The sequence below is a fragment of the Corallococcus sp. CA053C genome (genome assembly GCF_003611675.1).
GTDB lineage: Bacteria > Myxococcota > Myxococcia > Myxococcales > Myxococcaceae > Corallococcus.
Genome location: NZ_RAWA01000045.1, coordinates 16,436 through 38,085 on the forward strand (window position 1 = coordinate 16,436; position 21,650 = coordinate 38,085).

Sequence of the window (21,650 nt, forward strand, 5' to 3'; positions counted from 1 at the left end):
ATTCCAGGATCGACGGGAAGGGCACTAGCATGCCGTTCCCATGAGTTCGCCTCGCTACCAATCACTCGGTCCCCTCCTTGCCGGAGAGGGCTCGCGGGCCTTCCTCGGACTGGCGCTGGAGGATGGCGCCACGCCCCGTCCCGTGGTGCTCATCTGGGCCCCGCCTGACATCGCGCAGAACCCGGAGCTGGTGGCGCGCCTGGAGCGCGAGACGAACCGCGCCATCGTCTTCGACCATCCGAACATCCTGCGCGTGCACGGCCTGGAGAAGCTGGAGGGCGGGCTCGCGCGCGTCACCGAGTTCGCCGACGGCGAGCCCCTGCGCCGCGTGCTCGAAGTGGGCCCGCGCATGTCGCCCGCGTTCGCGGCGCTCGTGGTCGCGGACGCGGCGATGGGGCTGCACTACGCGCACGTCGCGGGCAATGACGACGGCTCGCCGCTGGTGCACGGAGACATCCGGCCCGAGACGCTGATGGTGTCGTTCAGCGGCTTCACGAAGGTGACGGGCTACGGCGCGCTCTCCGTGGCGCCCCGCGAGCGCGGCGGCAAGCGCGTGAAGAACCGCCGCGCGTACACGTCCCCGGAGCAGCTCCTGGGCGGGCGTGAGGCCGTCAACGTGCAGTCGGACGTGTTCCTGCTGGGGCTCACGCTGCACGAGTGCCTCACCGGGAAGATGCCGTTCAAGGAGTCGGCGGATCCGGACAAGGCGGTGCTCAACCGCGCCCTGCCGCCGATGCCGCCGGACGTGCCGCTCAAGCTGGACGCCGTCGTCCGCCGGGCGACGACGAAGCGCGCGCTGGAGCGCTACCCCACGGCGCTCGCGTTCCGCGAGGCGGTGGTGGACGCCATCGGCAAGCTGCCGACGCATGAGTCCTTCGCGGAGCACCTGGCGAAGCTGTTCCCGCCGGAGAGCGATGCGCGGGCCGCACGGCGCAAGACGATTGAGCTGGGCATCGCGGAGGCGCTCGCGAAGGCCGGCATGTCCCCGCCGCAGATCGCGGAGGTCCTGGCGAAGGGCGCGGGGCTCGCGGAGCCCGTGAAGAACCTGGTGCCCGAGGTGAACTCGGCTCCGGCGGCCGCCGCGTCGCCCACGACGTCCAGTGGTTCCGGCGCGAACGCGCAGGCCGCGGGGACTTCCGCGACGGGTGCGAGTGCCCAGGGTCCAGCGTCCTCGCAGGCTTCGACGTCCGCGCATGGGTCGGCTGCGAATGCGCCTGCCTCTACGCACGGTCAGGGTCCCGCTGCGAGCCCCCAGGCCGCGCACGGTCCTTCTTCGAACGCGCAGGCTTCGACGCACGCGCAGGGCGCAACGGCAAGCACCCAGGCTTCGACGCACGCACAGGGCGCAGCGGCAAGCACCCAGTCCTCGACGCACTCGCAGGGCGCGGCGGCGAGCCCCCAGGCTTCGACGCACTCGCAGGCAGCAGGCCCCCAGGTCTCGACCTCCGCGCAGGGCGCGACGTCCAACACGGGTGCCCGGCCCGCGGGCCCCATCTTCGGCGGAGCGGCGAACCCCTCGGCGCAGGTGGCGGCGAAGAAGCCCTCGCGCACGTGGATCCCCTACGTCGTCGGTGGCCTCGCGCTGACGCTCGGCGCGGGCGCGGTGGTCGTCCAGCGCCAGCTCCAGGGCACCATGACGGTGGAGACCTTCGACGCGGGCGCGCCGGAAGTCATCGCCGCGCCCGTCCCCTTCGATGCCGGTCCCGAGGACGCGGGCGTGGAGGATGCCGGCATCGTGGACGCAGGCCCCGTCATGGGCATGCTCGACCTCACCGTGGAGCCGCGCGTGGAGGTCACGCTCAACAGCAACACCACCCTGCTGGGCCGCACGCCGCTGTCCGTGCCGCTGCCGCCGGGCCGCCACCTGCTCACCTTCACCAACGGCGCGCTCGGCATCTCCGTGTCGCGCACCGTGACGGTGGCCCCCACCGGCCGCTCCGCGTTCCAGTTCTTCCTCAACAAGGCCTTCATCAACGTGCGCGGCCCCGCCGGCGCCAACGTCACCATCGACGGGAAGCCCGCGGGCGTGGTCCCCGTGGAGGAGCTGGACGTGTACGAGGGCTATCACCGCCTGCTCGTCACCGTGGGTCCGTCCCGCTGGCAGAAGTCCTTCACCATCGAGCCCGGCCAGCGCGTCAACTTCGACGTGAACTTCGAGGAGCCCCAGGAGGCGGAGGAGTAGCCTCCTCGCCTCTTGAAACGGGGCCGGTCCGTGCCGGCCCCTCGGGGCTCCCTGGAAACCGCCGCGTCAGTCCCAGCGGCTGTTGAGCTTCAGCGTCCACTCCCGCAGCCGGCCGTTGCCCGTCCCCGACGGGTTGACGATGTGCAGCTTCCACAGCCCGTTGATGGTGCCGTCGCGCGGGATGCCGCGCGTCACCGGGATGCGCTTCGGGGGCGTGCCTTCGTTCGGCCCGTCCCACAGGAGCGCCGTCTCACCGCCCGGATCCTCCAGCGTGAGCACCAGCTTCGACGGGTTGTTGTGCGCCAGGTCCAGCTCCACGGTGATGTCCTCCGGCACCGTCGCCAGCCCCACCACCGCCTGCCCCGACACCACCGGCGTCGTGTTGCCCTGCAGCGCGACGTCCGCCCAGACCGTGAATTCCCCCTCCATCCACGCCGGCCGGCACCAGCCCTCGGTCGCGCCCGACGCCAGGCCGTGACACGTCAGCCCTGCCTGGCACGGCACGAACAGCGAACAGGACGCGCCGTCGCCCGGGATGCTCGCGCCCGAGACACAGCGGCCATACGGGCTGGAGGCGTCGTTCGGGATGCCCTCGCAGAAGAGGCCCGGCTGGCACGTCGTCGCGCCAGTGCAGGGGTCCCCTTCCGCGGCCTGCTGCGTGGCCGTCTTGAGGTTCTGCAGGGAGAGGCCGTCCACGCCGGGCAGCCGCCCCAGCTTCAAGATGTGGAAGAACGGCCGCGCCGCCACGACGGCGTTCGCCGCCGCCGGGGACATTCCGTAGGTCGCCTGGAGCGCGCCCGCGCCCTGCGTGTTCGCCACCGCCAGCGCCCGGCGAGCCTCCGCCACGTTGAACGTCACGCCCTGGAACGTGCCCACCCAACCATCCACCGGCAGCTCCACGCGGCCCGTGCCCCGCGCGTACGCCTCCAGCGCCGCGAGCGCCGCCGGACCCACGTAGGGCACCGCGTCCACCTGCTCGATGGAGACGAAGCGCCGGTCATCCGCCGTGTGCAACACGCCGTCCGGGCCCTCGCGCCAGTCCGTCAGCGCCTGCGCGGCCTGGAGGTTCAGCGGCACCTCGGTGTCCAGCACCGCGAGCGTCGTTGCGTAGTCATTGAGGAACAGCACCACGCCATTGCCGGCGGGCGTGCCCGTGGCCAGCTCCTGCGCCTGGGACACCGGCGCGGCGCTGTCCGGGACCGCGGCGGCGCCGCAGCTCAAAAGAAGGGGAACCGAGGAAAACGACAAGAAACGACGGAGTCGGGAGGTCATGGCCTCCATGTACTCCATGACAGGGGGGCCTGTGAGCGGAGTTCAGGCCTCGCCTTGATACAGGCTGATGACACCGTGCACCTGTTCGGTGACGACCTGCAGGATGTCCACCGCCGCGTCGGTGGACCCCACGCGGGCCACCGTCATCTCCATCATCGTGGTCAGCTCCGTGACGGCGGTGAAGATCTGCGACACGCCCGCGGACTGCTGGTTCACCGACGCGGAGATCCGACGGACGGCGTCCGCGTTGCCCTGCACCAGCCCGGACAACATGCGCAGCCGTTCGCCCGAGGCGCGGATGGTCTCGATGCCCCTGCCCATGCGCTCACCCCCCTGGCGCGTGAGGTCCACCACGCCCTGGATGCGCGCGCGCGTGTCGTCCAGCACCGTGCGCACCTGCTGCGTGGCGGCCACGGACTGCGACGAGAGGCTGCGAATCTCCCGCGCCACCACCGCGAAGCCCCGGCCCACCTCGCCCACCCGGGCCGCCTCGATGGCGGCGTTGATGGCGAGCACGTTGGACTGGTCCGCCAGGTCCTGCACCGTGCGGGTGATGCCGGCGATCTTCTCCGTGTACGTCGCGAGCCCCAGGATGCGCTCGGAGATGTCCTCCACCTGCGTGCGGATGTCCGCCAGGCCCTCCACGCTGCGGCCAATGGCGTCCTCCACCGCGGCGCCCACGTCCCCCGCCTCCTCCGTCGAACGGAGCACCCGCGCGGCCTGCTCGGAGGCGACGAGCGACGTCTGGCGGATCTCCTCCGCCGTCGCCTGCGTCTCCTGCAGCGCCCGGGCCTGCCGGGCCAGGTCCTCGTGCTGGTCCTTCGTGGACCCGGTCAGCGTGCTCACGGAGTCGCGCAGCGCGGCCACGGAGCCCACCAGCGGCTGGACGACCCGCGCCTCCACCGCCTCCCGCGACAGCTCCAGCTGCGCCTCGCGCTCCGCCGCCGCCCGCAGGTCGCGCCGTCCCTGCACGCAGGAGACGATGAGGAAGACGTCCTCGAACACCACCCAGGCCACGTGCTCCAGCCACCGCCAGGACTCGCGCGCATGCGCGCCGAAGATGGACTCCGGCCAGAAGGCGCCCCGCAGCAGGTGGTCCGCCGCCACCACGCCGCTGAAGGTGAGCAGCACCCGCCAGTCCCGGTACATGGCCATCAGCGCCAGCGAGCCGAAGATGTGGAAGTGCGTCTCGATGCGGCCCCCCACCAGGTGGATGATCAGCCCGGACATCAACGCCTGTCCCACCGCGATGACGTGCCGGGTGGACACCTGCCCGGGGCGCATCAGCACGAGCACCACCGGCAGGCCGCCGAAGAGCAGCCCCAGTCCCACCGCGGCCCAGACGTGGAAGTGGACCGCGCTCTGCAGGCCCACCCACGCCCGGGGGGACACGAACACCGCCGCCAGGATCCCCGCCAGCCACTGCAAGACCATCAGGACGAGGAAGGTCCGGTCCGTGCGCATGCTCAATGACAGACATTGTGCGTCGAAGAGCTGGCGCGACCGCTCCGCCACCTCAGTGTCGGGGAGGTGGATCTTCATGGCAGGAGTTCACCAGACACAGGCGGGGGTGTTTCCAGGGCACAGCCAAAGACGGGCGACGCGGAGGCCCTCGGTGCTTCCGCGTCCACGAGCGCCCGGATGGCGAGGCTGCCCGTACTATCACCTTCGTGGCCGCGCGCGGGGGTGATGCCACCGCTGAAGCGCTCCACGCCATCCGGCGCGAACAGCACCACCTGGCCGGACGTCCGCGCGCCCACTTCGCGTGCGGCCTGTCCGTCCACGTCCAACACCACCTCCACGCCGGGCAGGTCCCGGGCGCGCGTCCACAGCTCCGATTGGACGAAGCCCGGAGGCGCCTCGCGCGGCGCCCACACGAACACGCGCGTGGCGAGCCGAGCGCCCGCGTGCTCCGTGAGCTTCGCCAGCTCCGCGAGCGTCGCGCGCGAGCACGCGCACTGGGGATGGAGGAAGACGAGCAGCGACCACACCCCGGGACCGCGCAGGGGCGCGAGCGCCGCGGGCAGGCGGGACGGCGGCGTGGCCCCGGCTCCCGCCGCGTTCGCGTGGGACCACACCCATCCGGAGCCCAGCGCCGACGCCACGACCCAGAGCCCGATGAGCCACGGCAGTGCCCGGCGCCGGAGCGCGGTGTGTTTCAGGCCCTCGTCACGTGACACCCGAGCCGGGGCATCCAGGGGGCCTTGGGCGACTGCCGGGGAGGCCATGCCCGGCCATGCTGGAGAGTTCCCGGGGCCTTGGCAATACGCATTCAGGCAGGCGAGTACAGCCCCTCTACAGCCCTGGACAGACATCAAATCCGGCCAGATGCGTCATCCGTGAGAGATGTTCCGTTCCCACAGACGGATCTCGGTGCCCGCGCGGCGCACGAGCAGCGGGCTGCGGGCGCCATCCACGGGCTCGATGCGGCCCGGGAGGATCGCGGAGTGGACGGTCCCCCAGCCACGCTCAGCGAGCGCCGCGTGCACCTGCGCGCCGAAGCCGCCGCCATAGGACGTGAGCAGGTGGGAGGCGCGCAGCCGGTCCAGCAGGTCGCGGCTGGCGTCGTCGGACAGGTAGTAGAGCACCTCCGCCAGCAGCACGAGGTCGGCCTCCAGGGCCACGTCCTCCGCGGAGGCCTCCACGATGCGCACGCGCGCGTTTCCGCCCAGCCGCTCGCGCAGGCGCGCGACGAAGCGCGGCTCGGACTCCACGGCCTGGATGCTCGCCTGGGGGAAGAGTGACAGCAGGTGCTCGGTCATCATCCCCTCGCATGCCCCCACGTCCACCACGCGCCGGGGCGCCGGGGACGCGTGACGCAGCGGCTCCAGCACCTTCGCGGTGAGGGCGAAGCGCTCGCCTTCGTAGGTGGATCCGGCGAAGCCCCACGGGTCCGCGAGCTCGGAGAAGATCTCCGGTTTGGTGAGGGACAGGGCGCGCACCACGTCCCCGGAGCGCACCTCGGTGAAGGCCTCGAGCCCCGGCCCGTCCCGCAGCGGATCCGTGCACGCGCCCCCCTGGGCTCCGTCGGGGCGCTCGCGGTAGAGCGCGTTGAGCAGGCCCAGCTTCCGCTGGAAGGCCGCGTCGTCCAGCACCGTGCAGACCGACGGCCGCGCGCCCGTGGCGGGCACCCACAGCCGGTCGAAGACGCGGCTGACGAGCAGCGCCACCTCGCGGTGCAGCGGCGCGTCCTCCTGCGGGCTGTGCGTGAAGACGCGCGGGTCGCCCCTCTCGCGCCGCTCCCGGCACCACGGCCCCACCTCCGAGGGGGACAGGAGCAGGTGCGTGCCTCGCGCTCCCAGCGCCCGGCCCACCGCCTCCAGCTCCCGGCCCGCGCCTCCGTCCTCCGTCACCACCGCGAGCTCCGCGCCTTCGGCCACGGTGCTGAACAGGCGGACCACGTCCTCCGGGTGGGCCACCACGATGAGCGTCCCGGCCTTCGCATTCTCCGCCATGTCAGGCACTCCACTTGAGTTCCGCGGCCGCGTCGCGGGCCGGGAATCGGATGAGGGGAATCAACTGCTCGCGGATCAGCGGCTCCCAGGCCATCCGCTCCGCCAGGGCCCGCCCCGTCTCCAGCAGGAGGCGTCCTTCGTGCGCGTCGCGCGGCAGACGGCGCAGCACCTCTTCCGCCACGCGCTCCGCGGTGCGCAGCTCCTGCGCGCGCAGCACCTCCGGGGCCAGCGCCTTCCAGCCCTCGACCGTGTTCGCGAGGCCCGCCTCCCGGGCGTCCGTCACGGGGTCCGCCACCACGAGGTTCGGATGCGCGCGCTCCGACAGGCCCGCTATCGCGCACAGCAGCTGCAACGTGCGCCGGGCGCCGCTCGCGCCGGAGATGACGCAGATGGCGCCGCAGCCCAGGGGCTCCAGCTGCGCGAGCCCGTGGGACTCATACAGCGACTGTCCCAGGGACACGTCCGTGGCGCGGTGCAGGTCATCCCGCGTGAAGTCCAGCCCCGCGGGCCACGTGGGCTGGTTCACCAGCGCGATGTGCAGGCCGGTGTCGCGCGCGTTGAAGGCCTCCACCCGCGCCTTCACGTCGCGCAGGTTGTCGGACGGCTCCGCCTCGTTCCACTCGGAGACCATCACGAGCAGCGCGGGCCGCCGCTCCGGAGGCAGTCGCTCCGCCAATCGCTCGCACACGTCCACGTCGCGCCAGAGCCCCTTGCACACCTCGTCCCGGGAGATGTGCGTGAGCAGCAGGCGGAAGTCCCGTCCCCACCGCGTGCGCGCATGATGCAGCACCCGCGCACGCGCGGCCTCCTTCGCGTCCCAGTCCGTCGCGATGGCGCGATGCCCGTGGGGCACCACCGTCAGCGGCTGGTTCGAGTACCGCGTGTCGAGGAAGCGCAGCTCGTCCGCGACCGACGCGCTCACCGCGCCCACGCGGTCACACCGGTGGCCGTTGCGGAGGATTTGAAAGCCTGGCCAGGTGCCGACGGGATACACCTCCTCCAACGTCCGGCCCTGCTCCAGGCCCAGGCGCTGCACGTTGTAGAAGCGGGCGTCGGACGCGCCCTGCCCCGCCTCGCCGTACTCCACGAGCACCCGGGGCGTGCGCACCTCGCCCGCGTAGTAGACGGTGCGGCACCAGTCGCGTCCGTCGAGCAGCGCCTTGTACGCGAGCGGCAGCGACAGGTGCTCCTGCGCGAGGAGGACGGCCCCCGAGTCATCCGGGGAGCGCAGCCGCGCCACCGCGTCGAAGACGGGCTCCGCCAGCGTGACGGCCAGCATCGCGTCGTGATCCAGCGGGGGCGCGTCCACGAAGCCGTGGTGCACCGCGCGCCGGAACAGGTGGTTCACCCACGGCGCCGCGCCCAAGCGCGTTCCGAAGACGCCACGCCACACGCGGGAGAGCGCACGCCATGGCGCCGAGCGCCCTCCCCGACTGTCGAACGGGAGGTCCACGCCCAGCAGCGTATGCAGCCGTTGCAGGAACAGCGGCAGCGTGCCCAGGCGCACCCGGTAGCCCCGGAGCACGTCGGTGATGTCCACCAGCAGCACCTCCACCGGCCCGCCCGGCGCGTCGCGCCGCCCGTAGACGAACGACACGTCATGCCGCGCCTCCACGGGCTGGAAGACGCGCTCCCACCGGGCCGGGTTGTGGCGGCGCAGGCCGCTGTAGAGCACTTCGCCGTGCGCCTCCAGGTCGCGCGCGAGCGACTCCTCCGGCGCGTAGCTGCCCAGGCCGCATGGGCGCACCGTGGGGCTCACGAGCAGCGTGCGCGGGAAGGCCTCCCTGTATCCAGGCTCGCCCAGCAGGTGCTCCAGCACCACGCCCATCCCGCCCAGCGTGCGTGTGGCTTCGTAGGACAGGTGCACCAGCAGGGCGCCGCTCACGAGGCCACCGTCCAGACGCGCTCGCACAGCTTGCGGCCCGCGCCCAGTCGCCTCGCGTGCGCCTCCACCGCGGGCAGCGTCCTGGGTTCCAGCTGGCTTGCGTAGAAGGACAGTCCGCGCAGCTTCGCGCTCCACAGCGCCGTCATGTCCAGACATCGGGGCGACAGCCCGAGCGCCCACGCGTAGTCCACGATTTCGTCGTCGGGATGGTGCGCGGAGTACGGCAGGTCCTCGTAGTAGACGACGCGGCCCCGGTCCCCGCGCAGCGCCCGCACCGCGTCGCGCACCAGCAGGTGGTCCGCGTGGCTGGAGATGCCCAGCGGCACGTAGCAGACCGCGTCGTCGGAGACGTGGGCCAGCGTGTCTCGCAGCGCCTCCCGGACGCGCACGGCCAGCGTCGCCCGGGCCTCCTCCGACTCGGGCGGGCCTCCCGGCGGGGCGCGCAGGCTGGTGTCACGGAAGCCCAGGTGCACGAGGTTCGCGCCGTGCGCACGCGCGAACCGCCGGTCCTCGCCCATCCGCAGGGACGTCACCGCGAGCGCCCGCGCAGGGTCCACCGGGAGCACGAACTCCCAGCAGCTCTGCGAGAACACGGTGACGAGCGTGGGGACGACGTCCCGGGGCACGCTCAGCAGGCTCGCGTACGCGCCGAGCGCCACGTCGTCCGGGTGCGGTGAGAAGAAGAGGTGCTCGGGGCTCCCCTCTTCCTTCCGTGCGCGCTCAGCCACGGGAGCCTCCCGCGCGCGCGGGTTCCATCCGCCCGGACGCGAGCGGCGGCGCGGGCCACGCGTCGAGCGGCAGGTCGTGAAGGTCGCCCTCGGGCGTCACGAAGCCCAGCACGACGACGCGCTCGCCGTCATTGACCACCGTGTGCCGGAACGCCCGCACCGGCGTGTCCAGCTCGCGCGTCAGCCCTTCGGAGAACCGGCCGGAGGTGATGAGCCAGTGCCCCGCGTCGTTGGGCATCAGGCGGGGCACGTCGCCGTCCAGCCACACGAGGCCCGGCCGCGACTCGCCCAGGTTGAAGGTGAAGAAGCTCTTGTCCGCGTGCGGCTCCGACGCGTGCGCCACCACCTCCCGGCGCCTCCGGGCCACGCTGGGCGCGTGGTACTTCACGAACCGCACCGCGCCTTCCGTGCGGCGGCGGAACAGCCGCGTGAGGCCTCCGGTGCGCAGGCCGTAGCCCTGCTCCAGCGCCTCCAGCAGCACGCTGCCCACGGCGTGGCAGGCCCGGTAGGCGTCCTCCGAGGCCTCCAGCAGCTCCCGCACCGGCTCCGGCACGAGCTTCCGGCGGAACTCGCTCCACGTCGCGGGCTTGGCCATGAAGGCCTCGATGGCCTGCCGCACCACCGTCGACTCCGGGTACCACGTGGCGTTGTAGCCCGTCTTGAACACCGACGACGCGGGCATCAGCTCCTGCAGGTAGGGGTGCGCCAGGAGCGCGTGCTGCCAGGTGGCCTCGTAGCGTTCGAACTGGCCGTCCAGGTCGTGTCGGGCGAGGAGCGACGCGGGCCGCTCCAGGTAGAAGAAGCCACGCTCGGACAGGTGCGCGACCAGCATCCGCGCGAAGGCCTCCCGGCGCCGGGGCGTCCCCGACACGTAGTCCTCCAACCGCAGCGGGTGGATGTCCGTGAAGCGGGGCGCCTGGCTTCGGATCAGGCCGTCCCCTCCCGGGGCGAAGGGCCTGGCAGGGGGGTAAGACGACGAAGTCCGGGGCGCGGTGTCGGGCATGGGATGTCGGGTCGTCATGGGTGGGTTTCGGGCTGGAATGCGTCGCAGATTACGGTCCGCGTCTGACATTCCTGGATCAGGAAGGACTCCGTCCGGAGCCCAATTCCTCTCAATCCCTGTCACCTCCCGGGTTGTTCGTGCCCATGCGCGGGCGCCCGTCCCGGTCGGGTGTCTCCTCCACGGCGGCGCGCCCGTGTTCCACTCGGGGGACACGACCTGGGCCGGTGGATCGGCTGGGGCACGTCAGGGACGGGGCACGTCCAGGCGCGGGCGCGCAATCCCTGTCATGGGCCGTTTCGCCAGGGAATACGGCCCGTCCTGTCGTCGCGGAGGGACCGCGGACTCAGGCGCTCTTGCGCCGCCGCATCATCGCCTCGTACGAGCGGCCTACGCTCTGGGAGAGGATGAGCAGCTCGCCGACGTCCGGCGGGGTGAGCTGATCCGGCCCGTTGTCCACGTAGAGCAGGTGCACCACCTTGCCGCGCACCAGCAGCGGCAGGATGACCGCCGTCGTGGGGAAGCCGCCGCCCAGGAGCCGGTAGAACATCCCCATGGCCGCGTCGCGCTTCACCGGGCCCACGTAGTGGGAGCGCGTGTCACGCACGAGGCGGAAGGTGCTCTGGTCGCGCAGCGGCACGCCCATGCGGCGCACCGCTTCGTCGCGCACGCCCCGCCCCATGCCGTGCCAGCCCGTGACCAGGTTGCCCTGCACCGACAGCAGCAGGCACCGGCGCCACTTGCCCGAGGCGAAGCGCAGCACCGTGCGCGCCACGTCCTCGCGGTCCGAGCTGCGCGCCAGCTCCGCCTGGGCCTCCGGGAACGTCAGCGGCGTCGGACGCGGTTCGGGCGCGCGGGCGGGCGTCGGTGCCGCCGGCTGCATCGCCTGGTGCGGCCCCGCCATGGCGCCCACGGGAGGCGCGGCCTGCGCGGGCACTCCGGGCGCACCGCCGAGCGGCCCCACCGTGCTCGCGGACGCACCCGCCATGGCCGCATGCGCGGGCAGGCCTGCTGGGACCGACGGGGCCACGTGCGCGGGGATGTCCACGCGCGGTGGCACTCCCGGCGACATCGGCCGCTGGGGCGCGGGAGGCACGGGCGCGCCGGGACGGGGCTGCGCCGGCACCGCGGGCCGGGCCTGCGGGGGCGCCTGGGGCGGCCGGGCCGCGGGGGTAGCAGGGGCAGCGGGCACGGGCGTCTCCACCAGCTCCTCGCCGGTGATGATCTCCCCCTCCAGCACATCCTCGTCCCCGTCCGAGCCACCGCCCAGCGCCTGCGCGTAGACGGACTGGAACTCCTCCTCGCTCATCAGGTCCGCGGGGCGCTCCTGCGCCTTCACCAGCTCCGCCGCCGCGCCCTTCGCCGGCCGGGGACGGACCGCGTTCATGTCGATGGCCCGGAGCTGCCGGAACGCCTTCGCGTGCCGACGCAGCAGCTGGTTCATCCGGAACTCGGGGATGACCACCGGCACCACGCGCTTGCCCGTCTTGAACGCGATGGCGTCCAGCGTCGGGAAGTCGTGCGGGTTCACCACCGCGACGCTCAAGCGCGTCGCGTCGGAGCGCATCGGCAGGTACTCCTTGTCGTCCGCCTCGTTCAGGCTCACCAGCCCCACGGCCTTCGGGTCGGGCACCATCTCCCCGGACGCGTAGGCGCAGTTGTGGAGCTTGCCCAGCGACTTCGCCAGGTCCTGCTCGGACAGCAGCCCCAGCTCGACCAGGTTCGTCCCCAGCCGACCGCCGTGCACGACCTGGGACTCCAGCGCCTCCTCCACGGCCGCCGCGGACACCAGGCCGTCCTTCACGAGCAGTTCACCCAGGCGCATGGGGCCGCTTGTAGCCATGCCCCGTCACCCTCCGCAAGCCTCCGCCCGGGCGCCCCAGCCCCCCGGGCAACACCTAGTCCTCCGGGTGATGACTCAGCCCCACCCGGTTGCCCTCCGGGTCCCGCACGTAGAGCGTCCAACGCGTCTCGTGCTCCAGGGGAACTCCCGCGCGGGCAAGGGTTTCCACCACCCCACCCCTCGCGTCGCGCGGGATGCGGAACACCAGCATCAACAGGCCCGGCTCCGGGTGGCGGAAGGGCGAGGCCTCCGGCGCCCCGTCCACCGCCTCGATGGCCAGGAAGGCGCCCCCGGGGACGCCTACCCAGATGCTCCGCAGGGTGCCGTCCTCGCGCAGGTGGCGCTTGAGCTCGGGAAAGCCCAGCAGGTCCCGATAGAACGTGGTCACCCGCTCCACGTCCTTCGCTTGAATCGCCACATGGTGGAAGCCCTGAACGTCCCTCATGGGGTTGATGCTAGGGTCTGCCCGCCCATGGCGCGACTGCTCATCGTCGAGGACAACCAGGAACTGGCCTCCCTCATCGCCACGGTGGCGCAGACCCGGGGTCACGACGCGCTCGCCGTGTTCACGGGCGAGTCCGCGCTGGAGGCCCTCGGGCCCGCCTCCCGCTTCGACGCCGCGTTGGTGGACCTGCTGCTGCCGGACATCCGGGGCAGCGAGGTGCTGGGCGCGCTCAGGGCCCACGGCATCCCCGCCATCGCCGTCAGCGGCGTCTACAAGGGCGACCGCTTCGCCCAGGAGGCCATCAAGGTCCACGGCGCGTGCGCCTTCTTCGAGAAGCCCTTCGAACTCGACGCCGTGCTCAACGCCCTGGAAGAGGCCGCCGGCGTGCCGCCCGCGCCCCAGTCGGAGCTGCTCGACGAGGTGGACCTGCTCGTCCTGGAGGAGCTGGTGCAGGAGGAGCCGGTGCCGGAGGCCGCGCCCGCGCCCGAAGCGAGCCCCGACCCGGCCGAGCCGGACAGCGCGGCACCGGACCCGGACCCGGACCCGGACATGGACATGGAGATGGACCTGAGCGCGGACACGAACACGGCCGCGCCCGTGTCGGAGGCCCTGCCCCTGCCCTTCGCCCGGCGCGACGCCGTGTGGGCGGAGCCCGTGCCCGCGCCGGAGCGCCGTCGTCGCGAGCTGCCGGAGTGGTCGCTCGGCGGAGACCTGAAGCACACGCGCGTTCCGCGCCTGCTCAACGCCTACTACGAGGCACGCCACCACGGAGAGCTGAAGCTGCGCCAGGGCACGGTGCTGAAGGTCGTCTACTTCGAGGCGGGCCGCGTCGTTTACGCCGCGTCCAACCTGGCCCCGGAGCGCTTCGGCCGCTTCTGCCTGCGCAAGGGCGCGCTGACGGAGGCGCAGCTCAACGAGGCCGCCACGTACGCCCGCGAGCACTCGCTGCGCACCGGCGACGCGCTCTTGAAGCGCGGCCTGCTGAGCCCCTCGCAGCGGCGCCGGCTGCTGGAGGAGCAGGTGAAGGAGATCCTCTGGTCCACGTTCGCGTGGGTGGAGGGCGGCTACGGCTTCAGCCCCATGCGGCCGCAGCGCGCGGACCTGGTGCCGCTGTCGCTCTTCCCCGGCGACCTCATCCTGGAGGGCGTGACGCGCACGGAGACGCTGGTGGCGCTGCGCCAGTCAATGGCGCCCGGACGCCGCCTGTTCCCGTCCGCGGCCCCGCCCTACGGCCTGCACGAGCTGAAGCTCACCGGCCCGCAGGCGATGCTGCTGACGTTCGCGGACGGCACGAAGACGGTGGAGGACCTGCTGGCGCTCACGGACCTGTCCGAGCGCGAGGCCCTGGCCACCCTGCGCGGCCTGGAGCTGTCCGGCGTGCTGGAGGAGCGGCAGGAGACGCCCGGCCGCCGCCAGCGCATCAGCTTCGGGCTCTGACGCCGCGCCGCCGCCGCGCCAGCCACGCGAGCGCCCCCAGCCCGAAGGCCGTCACGCCCGAGCCACCGCCGGAGCAGCCACAACCCGACGAGGAAGGAGGCGGCGCGGGCGGCTGGGACACCGCCACGTCCCGCAGCTTTGCGACGCCTGAATACGTGGGCGTGCTCAAGAGCCCCGGACGCACCACGTAGGTGAGCGTCGCGGTCGCGCCCGCGGCCAGCGTCACCGGCGCCACCGTGAAGCGGCCGCCCTCCACCTCCGTGGGCGTCACGCGCTGACCGTCCAGCTTCACGCTGTCGGGCAGCAGCTCCGCGCCGGTGGCGACCTCCTCGTAGCGCAGGGACGCGACGCCGCACGCGGAGTCGTTGCGCAGCGTCACCACGACGCCCACCTGTCCCGAGTCGGAGCTCGTGGCCAGCTCGGTGCTGCGCTCCACCGTCACGAAGGGCCGGGCGCCAATGCGCACCACGTGCTCGCGCGTCGTCTCGGCGGCCCCCTGCGCGGTCGCCTTCACGTGGAGGGTGATGAACTCCCCCACGAGCGACTCCAGCTCCGTATCCGCCGTGGCCACCTCCACCATGTCACCGCTCGACTGGAGCGACGCGAGCGTAGGCCCCAGCGAATGGCTCCAGGCCAGGTCCACCACCGTGCACGCACCCTCCGGGAAGGTCTGCCGCAGCGTGCCCCGGGCCCCCTCGCCACAGGTGGCGATGACCTCACCGCTCACGTCCCCCAGCACCACGTCGCGCGCGTAGCGCGGGTACGGCTGGGAGTGCTCGGACACCTCGATCGCGCCGGTGCCCAGCGTCTCGTAGACGCGGACGCGCAAGGTGTAGCTCGCTTCGCCGCAGGTGGGGGGCAGCGCCAGGTCGAAGCTGTCCGAGACGCCGGCGAACGTCTGCGTGGCGAGCACCCGACCCGGGACCCCGGGCGCGGACTCGGGCTCCTCCAGCGTCGCCACCGTGGTGAGGGCGCGATCGCTCGTGCAGTTGAGCAGCGGCGTCGTCGTCACATGGCCGCGCACCCTGCGCTCCTCCGGCGGGTCCAGTTCCAGCCCGAGCGCCACCGTCTTCAGGGGGGCCCAGCGCGGCAGCACCTTCACCTGGACGTCGGAGACCGGGCCATCCAGGACGCGCCCTTCCACCGTGATGCGGTTGAACGCGCGCAGCGTCAGCGCCGTGTCGACGCACGACTGCGAGCTGACCAGCACGGAGTCCGCCCCGACCGGCGTCGGGCCCACGGGAGCGCCGCTCCCGACGACCGTCACCGCCACGTTCGACGGGTTGTCCGTCACCGCCCACAGCGTGGAGACGGCAGGCAACCCCTGGACTCCCGCGCACACGTGGTTCGGCTGGAGGGGGAACAGGGCCGTCCCGGAGTAGACCTCGCGCGTGGCGGTCGCGAACGGAGCCTCGGGAGGTCCCCAGGGATGGATCGTCACCTGGACGGGCGTGAGCGCGGACGTCAGCTCGCCATCGTTCGCGCGCACCCCGTAGGTGAAGAGGTTGCCGCCTGGCTTGCAGCGGTCCGCCTTGTCCAACACCGGGTTGAGCGTGGCCACCGTGTCCGTCGTCTCGAGCTTCGGGGCCCTGGGGTTGGTGGATGACTCCCAGAGGTACTTGACGGGCGCGCAGCCGAAAAAGCCCGGTCGGGGGGTGAGCGTGCCCCGGACACCGCCCGCGAAGAAGACCCCGCCCTCCACCGACTCGGGGGCGCCCGCGGGCGCGTCGGGGGGCCGCGTGTGCTTCACCTGCAGCGCCACCGTCCGCGTCGTGTCGTGCGCGGCGAGGCCGTCCGAGGCCACCAGGTCGACGAACGCCGTCTGGCTCGCGCAGAAGCCCGAGGCCGCGGTCAACGCCAGCGTGAGGCCGTTGCCTCCCGAGGGATTCGCCTCCGGGACGGCGGTGAGCAGGCCGCTGGGATCGCGCAGCGTGGCCGTCATCCGCACGGCGTCCCCGTCGTTGTCCACCACGTCGAGGGGCAGCTTCTGCTGCGAGCCCTCCGCGACGTCGTAGGGCTGCGTCACGTTCAGCACCGGCCTCGCGGTGTTCTCGTAGATGAAGATGTTCTGCGTGGGCCGGGGAAAGATGGCGACGCAGTACGACGCGCCCGAGCACGCGACCTGCGCGGCCGACTCGTTGCTGGCCGTGCTGAACTTCGGGTTGCCGCGCCACACGGAGCCGGGCACGGCGGACGGCAGCACCGGCTCCGCGCTGAGCGCCGCCACTTGTCCGCCCTGCTGCTTGACGAACATCAGGCCGAAGCCGACGCCCGCGTTGGAGCCACTCGCCACGTCGAAGGCGAGCGCATCCACCGACATCAGGCCGCCATCCAACGGCACCGGATCAAACGGCGACGAGGTGCTTCCCAGCGTCCCGCGGAACAGGCCCGTGTCGTTGCCGAAGTACGCGAGCGGCTTCGCCGGATCCACGCCGGGCAACAGCGCCACGGAGCGCGCTGCGTTGGGAGGCGTCACGCCCTGGGCCGGATAGGCCTGCGCGGTCGTGCCCCGGTACCAGACGAAGTTGGCCTTCGTCGGCGACACGGAGAACAGGGCGTGCGCGAAGCCGTCCGCCTGGGGAGGCAGCACCGCCAGCTGCGGCCGGGCGACGGCGCTCGGCAGCGGCATCGCCAGGGTGCCCCACTCCGCGTTGCCCTCCTTCGGGACGAGCGAGGAGCGGAACTCCCAGCTCACGGGAGACACCTTGGCGGCCGCGTAGCCCACGCCCGCGTCCGGGCTGAAGCGCACCGCGGGCAGTTCCTCCGGGCTGTCCGGGAACAGGCTCTTGCCCTCGTCCGGAGAACATCCGCCGACGCCGTGCAGGGTGCCGTCGTCGCGGACGCCCACCACGCAGTTCGTCCCGCGCAGGTAGCTGCCCGCCATGCCGCCCGACAGGCTGGAGACGCCGCCGTCCTGGGAGATGAACAGCTCCAGGTCGGTCGCCACGGCGAAGAAGCCGGGTCGGAAGACGACGACGTCCTTCGGAATGCCGTTCTGGGTCTGGGTGGTGGTCCAGCCCGCATGCGCCACCGCGGCGACCCACACCAGGCCGAAGCCAACCCTCCAGGCTCGCATGTTCGACGTCCCTTCACTCGGCTTCTAGTAGGCCACTTCCGCCCGCAGGTAGAGGCGATCCGGAGCATCCACCGATTCCGCTCCCAGACCCAAACCGCTGAAGCCCAGGACGGTGTACCCCAGAGCGACCCGGAGGCGCTCGTCCAGCCGGTACGCCACCTCCGCCCGGAGGGCATCCAGGCCCTGGCCGTCCGTCGCGGACGTGCGCCGGGCGGCCTCCACTCCGACCTCCAGTCCGCCCACCACCCGCACCGACGGGCGCAGCGTGCCCGTCCACACCCACTGGGACGACGCCCCCAGGCTGGCCCGCCCGGCATGCAGCCCCGCCGCCACGGAGAGTCGGTCTCCCACACGCACCGCAGGCATCAGCGACAGCGTCTGGAACGTCCGGTCTCCAAAGGCCCCGCGGATGCCGGGAGACAGCTCGCGCGTGAGGCCGTAGCGGGCGACCACCAGCCAGGGGCCCGGCCGCCACGCGAGCGCCGCGAAGCCCTCCGCGAACCGCGCCTCCAGTCCGTCCAGGCCCGCCGTGTGCGCGAAGTCCAACCGGCCCGACGCCGTCACGTCGCGCACGAGCAGCGCCTCCGCGGCCAGCGCCAGCACCACCTGGGTGCGGTCCACCGGGACGGAGGGGCCCCGCGCGGGGATGCCCTCCTCGTGGCGGACCTCGGCGCGGACCTCCGCCCGCACGCGCTCGCGCAGCCACTGCGCGGAGACGCTGGCCACGTCGCGCGTCAGGTCGCCGGCGATGTCCAGCGGATGGCGCACGCCGCGCTCGTAGCGGGCCCCCACGCCGAAGCCGTCCAGCACCACCTGCTGGAAGCCCACCGCGCGGGCGAGGCGCAACGAGGTGGCGTCGTGCGCGCTCACGTCCTCCACGAACACCGTGGTGCCGTCCCCGACCTCCGTGCGGGCGCCCGTCACCGCGCGGCCGGCGCCGTGGTCCGGCCCGTCCACGTCCACGGAGTAGCCGCCGTAGAACACCTCCGGGCCCCGCCGCATCCGGGCGTCCAGCCACGCCTGCGGCCCGAGCTGCGGACCCCAGCCACCCTTGACGCCCACGGAGGCGTCCGGGCCCAGGGCCACGTCCACGCCCGCGGAGGTGAAGGTGTCATCCCAGCTGCCGGGGCCCGCGCCGCGCTCGTTGAGCCGCTGCCGGTGGCCGGCGGACACGACCACGCCGGGCGCCACGGTGAGGTGTCCCGCCAGGCCCGCGGAGGTGCGGCCGCCTTCGCGCAGGGGGCCGGTGCCGGGCACGTCCGTGGCGCGCAGCCAGCCGTCGCGCACCTCCACGCGCACGCCCCACGCGTCCTGCTCATAGCCCGCGGCGGCGCCCAGGGTGCGCGCGGCGAAGGGGGTGTTCTCGAAGGGCAGGCGCGGATCCGCGGAGCGGCGCTCGTCGCCCAGGAGCGTGAAGCGCAGCGGGCCCACGGGCTGGGTGGCGCGCAGGGAGAGCTGCCGGAAGCGCGCGGCCTCCAGGTGGGCGCCGTCGGAGAAGCCCCGCGAGCGCTCGCGCCACGCGGCGTCCACGGATCCGCCATGTCCCAGTGGCCCCGGTCCACTCACGCGCAGACCCACCGCTCCGCCGTGGTCGTCCTGCGTGCCGACGGGGCGGAGAAAGGACAGGCCGCCATCGTCCGACACGCCGAAGACGCCGGGCTCCACCGCGAGCCCCCGGCTGGTGGCGGCCTCGGCGAGCAGCGAGTACGCACCCACCCGTGTTTGCCCGCGGCCGGACAGCAGTTGGAAGGGAGTGCCCAGGCGGCGCTCGCGCACGGCGGCGAGTCCCACGGACGTGTCCCGCCAGCGCGCCCACGCTTCACCGCCCACGGTGTCGCGCGGATCCCCGGAGCGCAGCACGGCGTAGTCCACGACGAGGACCGGCTCGGGGGCCTGGGTGAGGGCCTCCGTGCGGAGCAGCGCGGTGCCGGTGAGCATCGACAGGGGCCGCGCGAGCAGGATGCGGCCCGCGAGGTAGTCGATGTCGTAGTCGCGTCCGCGGATCAGGTGCTGTTCGCCCAGGGGCAGGCCGGTGACGCCGTCGCGCACCTCCACGCGCACCAGCTCCGAGCCCTCCGCCACGGTGCTGCCGCCCAGGTAGTAGAGGCTGCCGCCGGTGGCCCGAAGCTCCTCGTGCGCGGGCGTCGCGGCGAGTCCGCGCGTCGGATCCACGAGCCCGCCCGCGAACACGTCCACGCCCACGCGCAGCTCGCCGACCTGCTTGTGGAGTTCGGCGAAGGGCCCGAAGAGGGGGTGGTGGTAGCGGCCCACCTCGCGGTCCTGTTGGAGCGCGCGGTAGGTGCCGAAGCCCGCGCGGCCATATTGCTCGTGACGGGCCTCCAGGCGCAGCAGTCCCTCGGAGGGGTTCGGGGTGAGGGACACGGAGGCATCGCCCCACTCCGCGGGAGACAGGTCGGGATCCCGCCAGCGGTCGAAGCGTTCAGGCACCCGTGGACGCAGCCAGTCCGCGAGGGGCGCGTCCTTGAGCTGGCGCACGTCGGTGTCGCGAAGGTCCAGCTCGCCGACGAGCTGCACCGGCCCCACCTGCGCCTCGGCATGGGCCGCGCCACGGCCCCGGAGCCGGAAGCCGCCGCCCGCGGGCGCGATGCTGGCTTCCAGGTCGAGCAGGCCCACGGCGAAGGGCTGGGCACGGGCTTCGAGCGACACCGTCACGGTGCTCGCGGGCTGACCCGGGGGTTGAAGGGAGAGGGGGACGTCGTTGCTCCCCGACACGAGGCGCACGGGCAGGCCGACGCGACCTTCGGGGCCCACCACGACCTCGCCTTCGGGAGAGCGTACGCGGGTGCCGGGAGGCGCCTCCAACGACAGGCGCGTCTCACCGGTGGGCAGCGGAGCGGCGTCGGACGCAAGGCCGTGCAAGGCGCCCAGGCGCTGCACCTCGCGGGGGATGACGAGCCACCCGCTCTTCCCGCGTCGCAGCACGTCGAAGCGCTGGTGGAAGAAGCTCACCGCGCCGCCCGACGCGGTGGTGGTGATGGGGACGACGTTCTCGCCCGGCTGGAGCGGCACCATCGCCTGCCACGCGCCGGAGGCGTCCACCGTCGCATCCAGGTTGCCCGCGCGGACCCGAACACCCGGAGCGGCATGACCGGTGATCAGGAAGCGGAGGCCTTCGGGGGCGACACGGGCCTCGGGAGGACGGCCGGGTGCGGTCGCGGTCGGCGCGGAGGCAGGTGCGGCGGTGGCGCGCACGGCGAAGTCCTGGAGGATGACGGCGCCCCAGGGCACCTCCACGGTCGCGGCCTTCGGGGACACCTGGCTGGAGGGCGGCAGGCTGCGCGGATCCACCTTGAGCAGGTGACGCCCGGGACGCAGGTGGAGGCCGTCGGTCAGGTCCGGCAGGCGCGAGTCCACACCGGTGAGGTGGTAGCGCCCGGCGGCATCGGTGCGCACCTCGCGGCCGGTGGCGAGCACCAGCCGCACGCTCGCGACTCCGGGCTCCTCGGGGCTACAGCGACCGTCGCCATCCACGTCCAGGCAGACACGACCGGCGATGGTCGAAGCCTGGGTGGCCAGGTCCGAGGACAGCGCCTGCGCGGCAGCCTCCGGCGAAAGCAGGAGAACGGCGATGGTGAAGCAACCGACGATGAACCGTCCCAAGGCGAAGCGCGCGGAAGCGAGTGACGGAGAGATGCGCGCCGAGGCCGCATCTTCTCGATGACCGTCACGCGAAGCGAAGCGTCCAGAGGCGAAGCATGCGAATCCGAGCGCCAGAGAAGCGCACTCCAAGGCCGCACTTTCTCGACGGCCATCACCCCGGAAGAAGCGCCCGAAGCCGGCGCGTCCGGAGTCGGGCCCCGGCGAGGAGCGCTTCAAGGCTGCACCTCTTCGATGGCCGTCACGCCCGTGCGCACGTCCGCCACGGACACGCTCACGGCGCCCTTCGCGCCACGCACCGTGAAGCGCGTGAGCCCGTCACGCACCGTCTCGTCGGACCGCTCGCCCTCGGACAGCGCGATGTACACCGGCCGGTCCACCAGCACCTGGCCCCGCGAGTCCTCCACCCAGCACGTCACACGCGCGCCCTCCACGCGCACCCGCACGTTGACCGGCAACGGCGGCCCCACGTCCACGCGCCGCGACACAGGCGCGGGCACCAGCGGAGCCTGTTCGGGGAACACCGGTCCCTGCGCACCCAGCACGTGCACCGTGACATCGAGTCCCGGCCACACGCCGTGCGCCACGCGCACCACGCCGGGACGCAGCGGCCCGAGCACCACCGTGCCGTCCTCCCCCGTCACCTTCTCCGCGCCATCCACGCGCAGCGGCTGTCGAGGCACCGGCCAGCCCGCGAGGTCCGCCACCC

At 73.0% G+C, this 21,650-nt stretch carries 13 protein-coding genes and 1 pseudogene; 2 read left to right on the plus strand and 12 right to left on the minus strand.

Going from position 1 to position 21,650, the window contains the following annotated elements; genetic code table 11:
• Positions 1-40 precede the first annotated feature (40 nt).
• Positions 41-2,182, plus strand: a complete 2,142-nt coding sequence (locus D7V97_RS09010) for a serine/threonine-protein kinase (protein ID WP_120610194.1) — start codon at positions 41-43, stop codon at positions 2,180-2,182.
• 66 nt (positions 2,183-2,248) lie between these two features.
• Here the strand turns inward: D7V97_RS09010 and D7V97_RS09015 are convergent, their stop codons facing one another.
• The 9 genes from D7V97_RS09015 to D7V97_RS09055 all read right to left on the minus strand — a co-directional run bounded on the left by D7V97_RS09015 (position 2,249) and on the right by D7V97_RS09055 (position 12,810).
• Positions 2,249-3,454, minus strand: coding sequence for a proprotein convertase P-domain-containing protein (locus D7V97_RS09015; RefSeq protein ID WP_120610208.1), 1,206 nt, complete (start codon positions 3,452-3,454; stop codon positions 2,249-2,251).
• Positions 3,455-3,496: 42 nt separating this feature from the next.
• The gene (locus tag D7V97_RS09020; RefSeq protein WP_120610195.1) at positions 3,497-4,996 is read right to left on the minus strand and encodes a methyl-accepting chemotaxis protein; all 1,500 of its coding nucleotides are present in this window, start codon (positions 4,994-4,996) and stop codon (positions 3,497-3,499) included.
• Positions 4,993-5,634: a RedB protein gene (locus tag D7V97_RS09025; RefSeq protein WP_120610196.1), complete on the minus strand. Its 642-nt coding sequence runs from the start codon at positions 5,632-5,634 to the stop codon at positions 4,993-4,995. Before D7V97_RS09025 ends, D7V97_RS09020 begins: the two co-directional genes overlap by 4 nt.
• Positions 5,635-5,787: 153 nt before the next feature.
• Entirely contained in the window at positions 5,788-6,909 is a 1,122-nt protein-coding gene (locus tag D7V97_RS09030) for a trans-aconitate 2-methyltransferase (RefSeq protein WP_120610197.1), read from the minus strand.
• A gap of 1 nt (position 6,910) precedes the next feature.
• Complete coding sequence (locus D7V97_RS09035) at positions 6,911-8,794, minus strand: hypothetical protein (protein ID WP_147444754.1); 1,884 nt, start codon at positions 8,792-8,794, stop codon at positions 6,911-6,913.
• The gene (locus D7V97_RS09040) at positions 8,791-9,522 is read right to left on the minus strand and encodes a PIG-L deacetylase family protein (protein ID WP_120610199.1); all 732 of its coding nucleotides are present in this window, start codon (positions 9,520-9,522) and stop codon (positions 8,791-8,793) included. The genes D7V97_RS09035 and D7V97_RS09040 overlap by 4 nt, the downstream gene beginning before the upstream one ends.
• On the minus strand, positions 9,515-10,543 hold the full coding sequence (locus D7V97_RS09045; protein ID WP_147444755.1) for a hypothetical protein: 1,029 nt from the start codon (positions 10,541-10,543) through the stop codon (positions 9,515-9,517). The genes D7V97_RS09040 and D7V97_RS09045 overlap by 8 nt, the downstream gene beginning before the upstream one ends.
• A gap of 325 nt (positions 10,544-10,868) precedes the next feature.
• Positions 10,869-12,347 carry a general secretion pathway protein GspE gene (locus tag D7V97_RS09050; protein WP_120610201.1) on the minus strand — a complete coding sequence of 493 codons (1,479 nt, stop codon included), beginning with the start codon at positions 12,345-12,347 and terminating at the stop codon, positions 10,869-10,871.
• Positions 12,348-12,420: 73 nt separating this feature from the next.
• Positions 12,421-12,810 (minus strand): VOC family protein, encoded by a 390-nt coding sequence (locus D7V97_RS09055; protein ID WP_120610202.1) that lies wholly within the window; start codon positions 12,808-12,810, stop codon positions 12,421-12,423.
• Positions 12,811-12,837: 27 nt separating this feature from the next.
• On the opposite strand from D7V97_RS09055, the gene D7V97_RS09060 reads away from it, so the two are divergent.
• Positions 12,838-14,247: a DUF4388 domain-containing protein gene (locus tag D7V97_RS09060; protein ID WP_120610203.1), complete on the plus strand. Its 1,410-nt coding sequence runs from the start codon at positions 12,838-12,840 to the stop codon at positions 14,245-14,247.
• On the opposite strand, the gene D7V97_RS09065 is transcribed toward D7V97_RS09060, so the two are convergent.
• From D7V97_RS09065 to D7V97_RS09075, 3 genes and pseudogenes are all read right to left on the minus strand, one after another.
• Entirely contained in the window at positions 14,231-17,323 is a 3,093-nt protein-coding gene (locus D7V97_RS09065; protein WP_120610204.1) for an MYXO-CTERM sorting domain-containing protein, read from the minus strand. The genes D7V97_RS09060 and D7V97_RS09065 overlap by 17 nt on opposite strands.
• A 24-nt stretch (positions 17,324-17,347) precedes the next feature.
• The gene (locus D7V97_RS09070) at positions 17,348-20,944 is read right to left on the minus strand and encodes a flagellar motor protein (RefSeq protein ID WP_233582596.1); all 3,597 of its coding nucleotides are present in this window, start codon (positions 20,942-20,944) and stop codon (positions 17,348-17,350) included.
• A 212-nt stretch (positions 20,945-21,156) separates the two neighbouring features.
• Positions 21,157-21,650 (minus strand): annotated as a pseudogene (locus tag D7V97_RS09075) (hypothetical protein); the annotation flags it as partial.

Excerpts from the sequence above, each read along its gene's own strand:
- D7V97_RS09010 (WP_120610194.1), top strand. The coding sequence starts at position 41 with ATGAGTTCGCCTCGCTACCAATCACTCGGTCCCCTCCTTGCCGGAGAG.
- D7V97_RS09015 (WP_120610208.1), bottom strand. The coding sequence starts at position 3,454 with ATGACCTCCCGACTCCGTCGTTTCTTGTCGTTTTCCTCGGTTCCCCTT.
- D7V97_RS09020 (WP_120610195.1), bottom strand. The coding sequence starts at position 4,996 with ATGAAGATCCACCTCCCCGACACTGAGGTGGCGGAGCGGTCGCGCCAG.
- D7V97_RS09030 (WP_120610197.1), bottom strand. The coding sequence starts at position 6,909 with ATGGCGGAGAATGCGAAGGCCGGGACGCTCATCGTGGTGGCCCACCCG.
- D7V97_RS09045 (WP_147444755.1), bottom strand. The coding sequence starts at position 10,543 with ATGACGACCCGACATCCCATGCCCGACACCGCGCCCCGGACTTCGTCG.
- D7V97_RS09050 (WP_120610201.1), bottom strand. The coding sequence starts at position 12,347 with ATGCGCCTGGGTGAACTGCTCGTGAAGGACGGCCTGGTGTCCGCGGCG.
- D7V97_RS09055 (WP_120610202.1), bottom strand. The coding sequence starts at position 12,810 with ATGAGGGACGTTCAGGGCTTCCACCATGTGGCGATTCAAGCGAAGGAC.
- D7V97_RS09060 (WP_120610203.1), top strand. The coding sequence starts at position 12,838 with ATGGCGCGACTGCTCATCGTCGAGGACAACCAGGAACTGGCCTCCCTC.
- D7V97_RS09065 (WP_120610204.1), bottom strand. The coding sequence starts at position 17,323 with ATGCGAGCCTGGAGGGTTGGCTTCGGCCTGGTGTGGGTCGCCGCGGTG.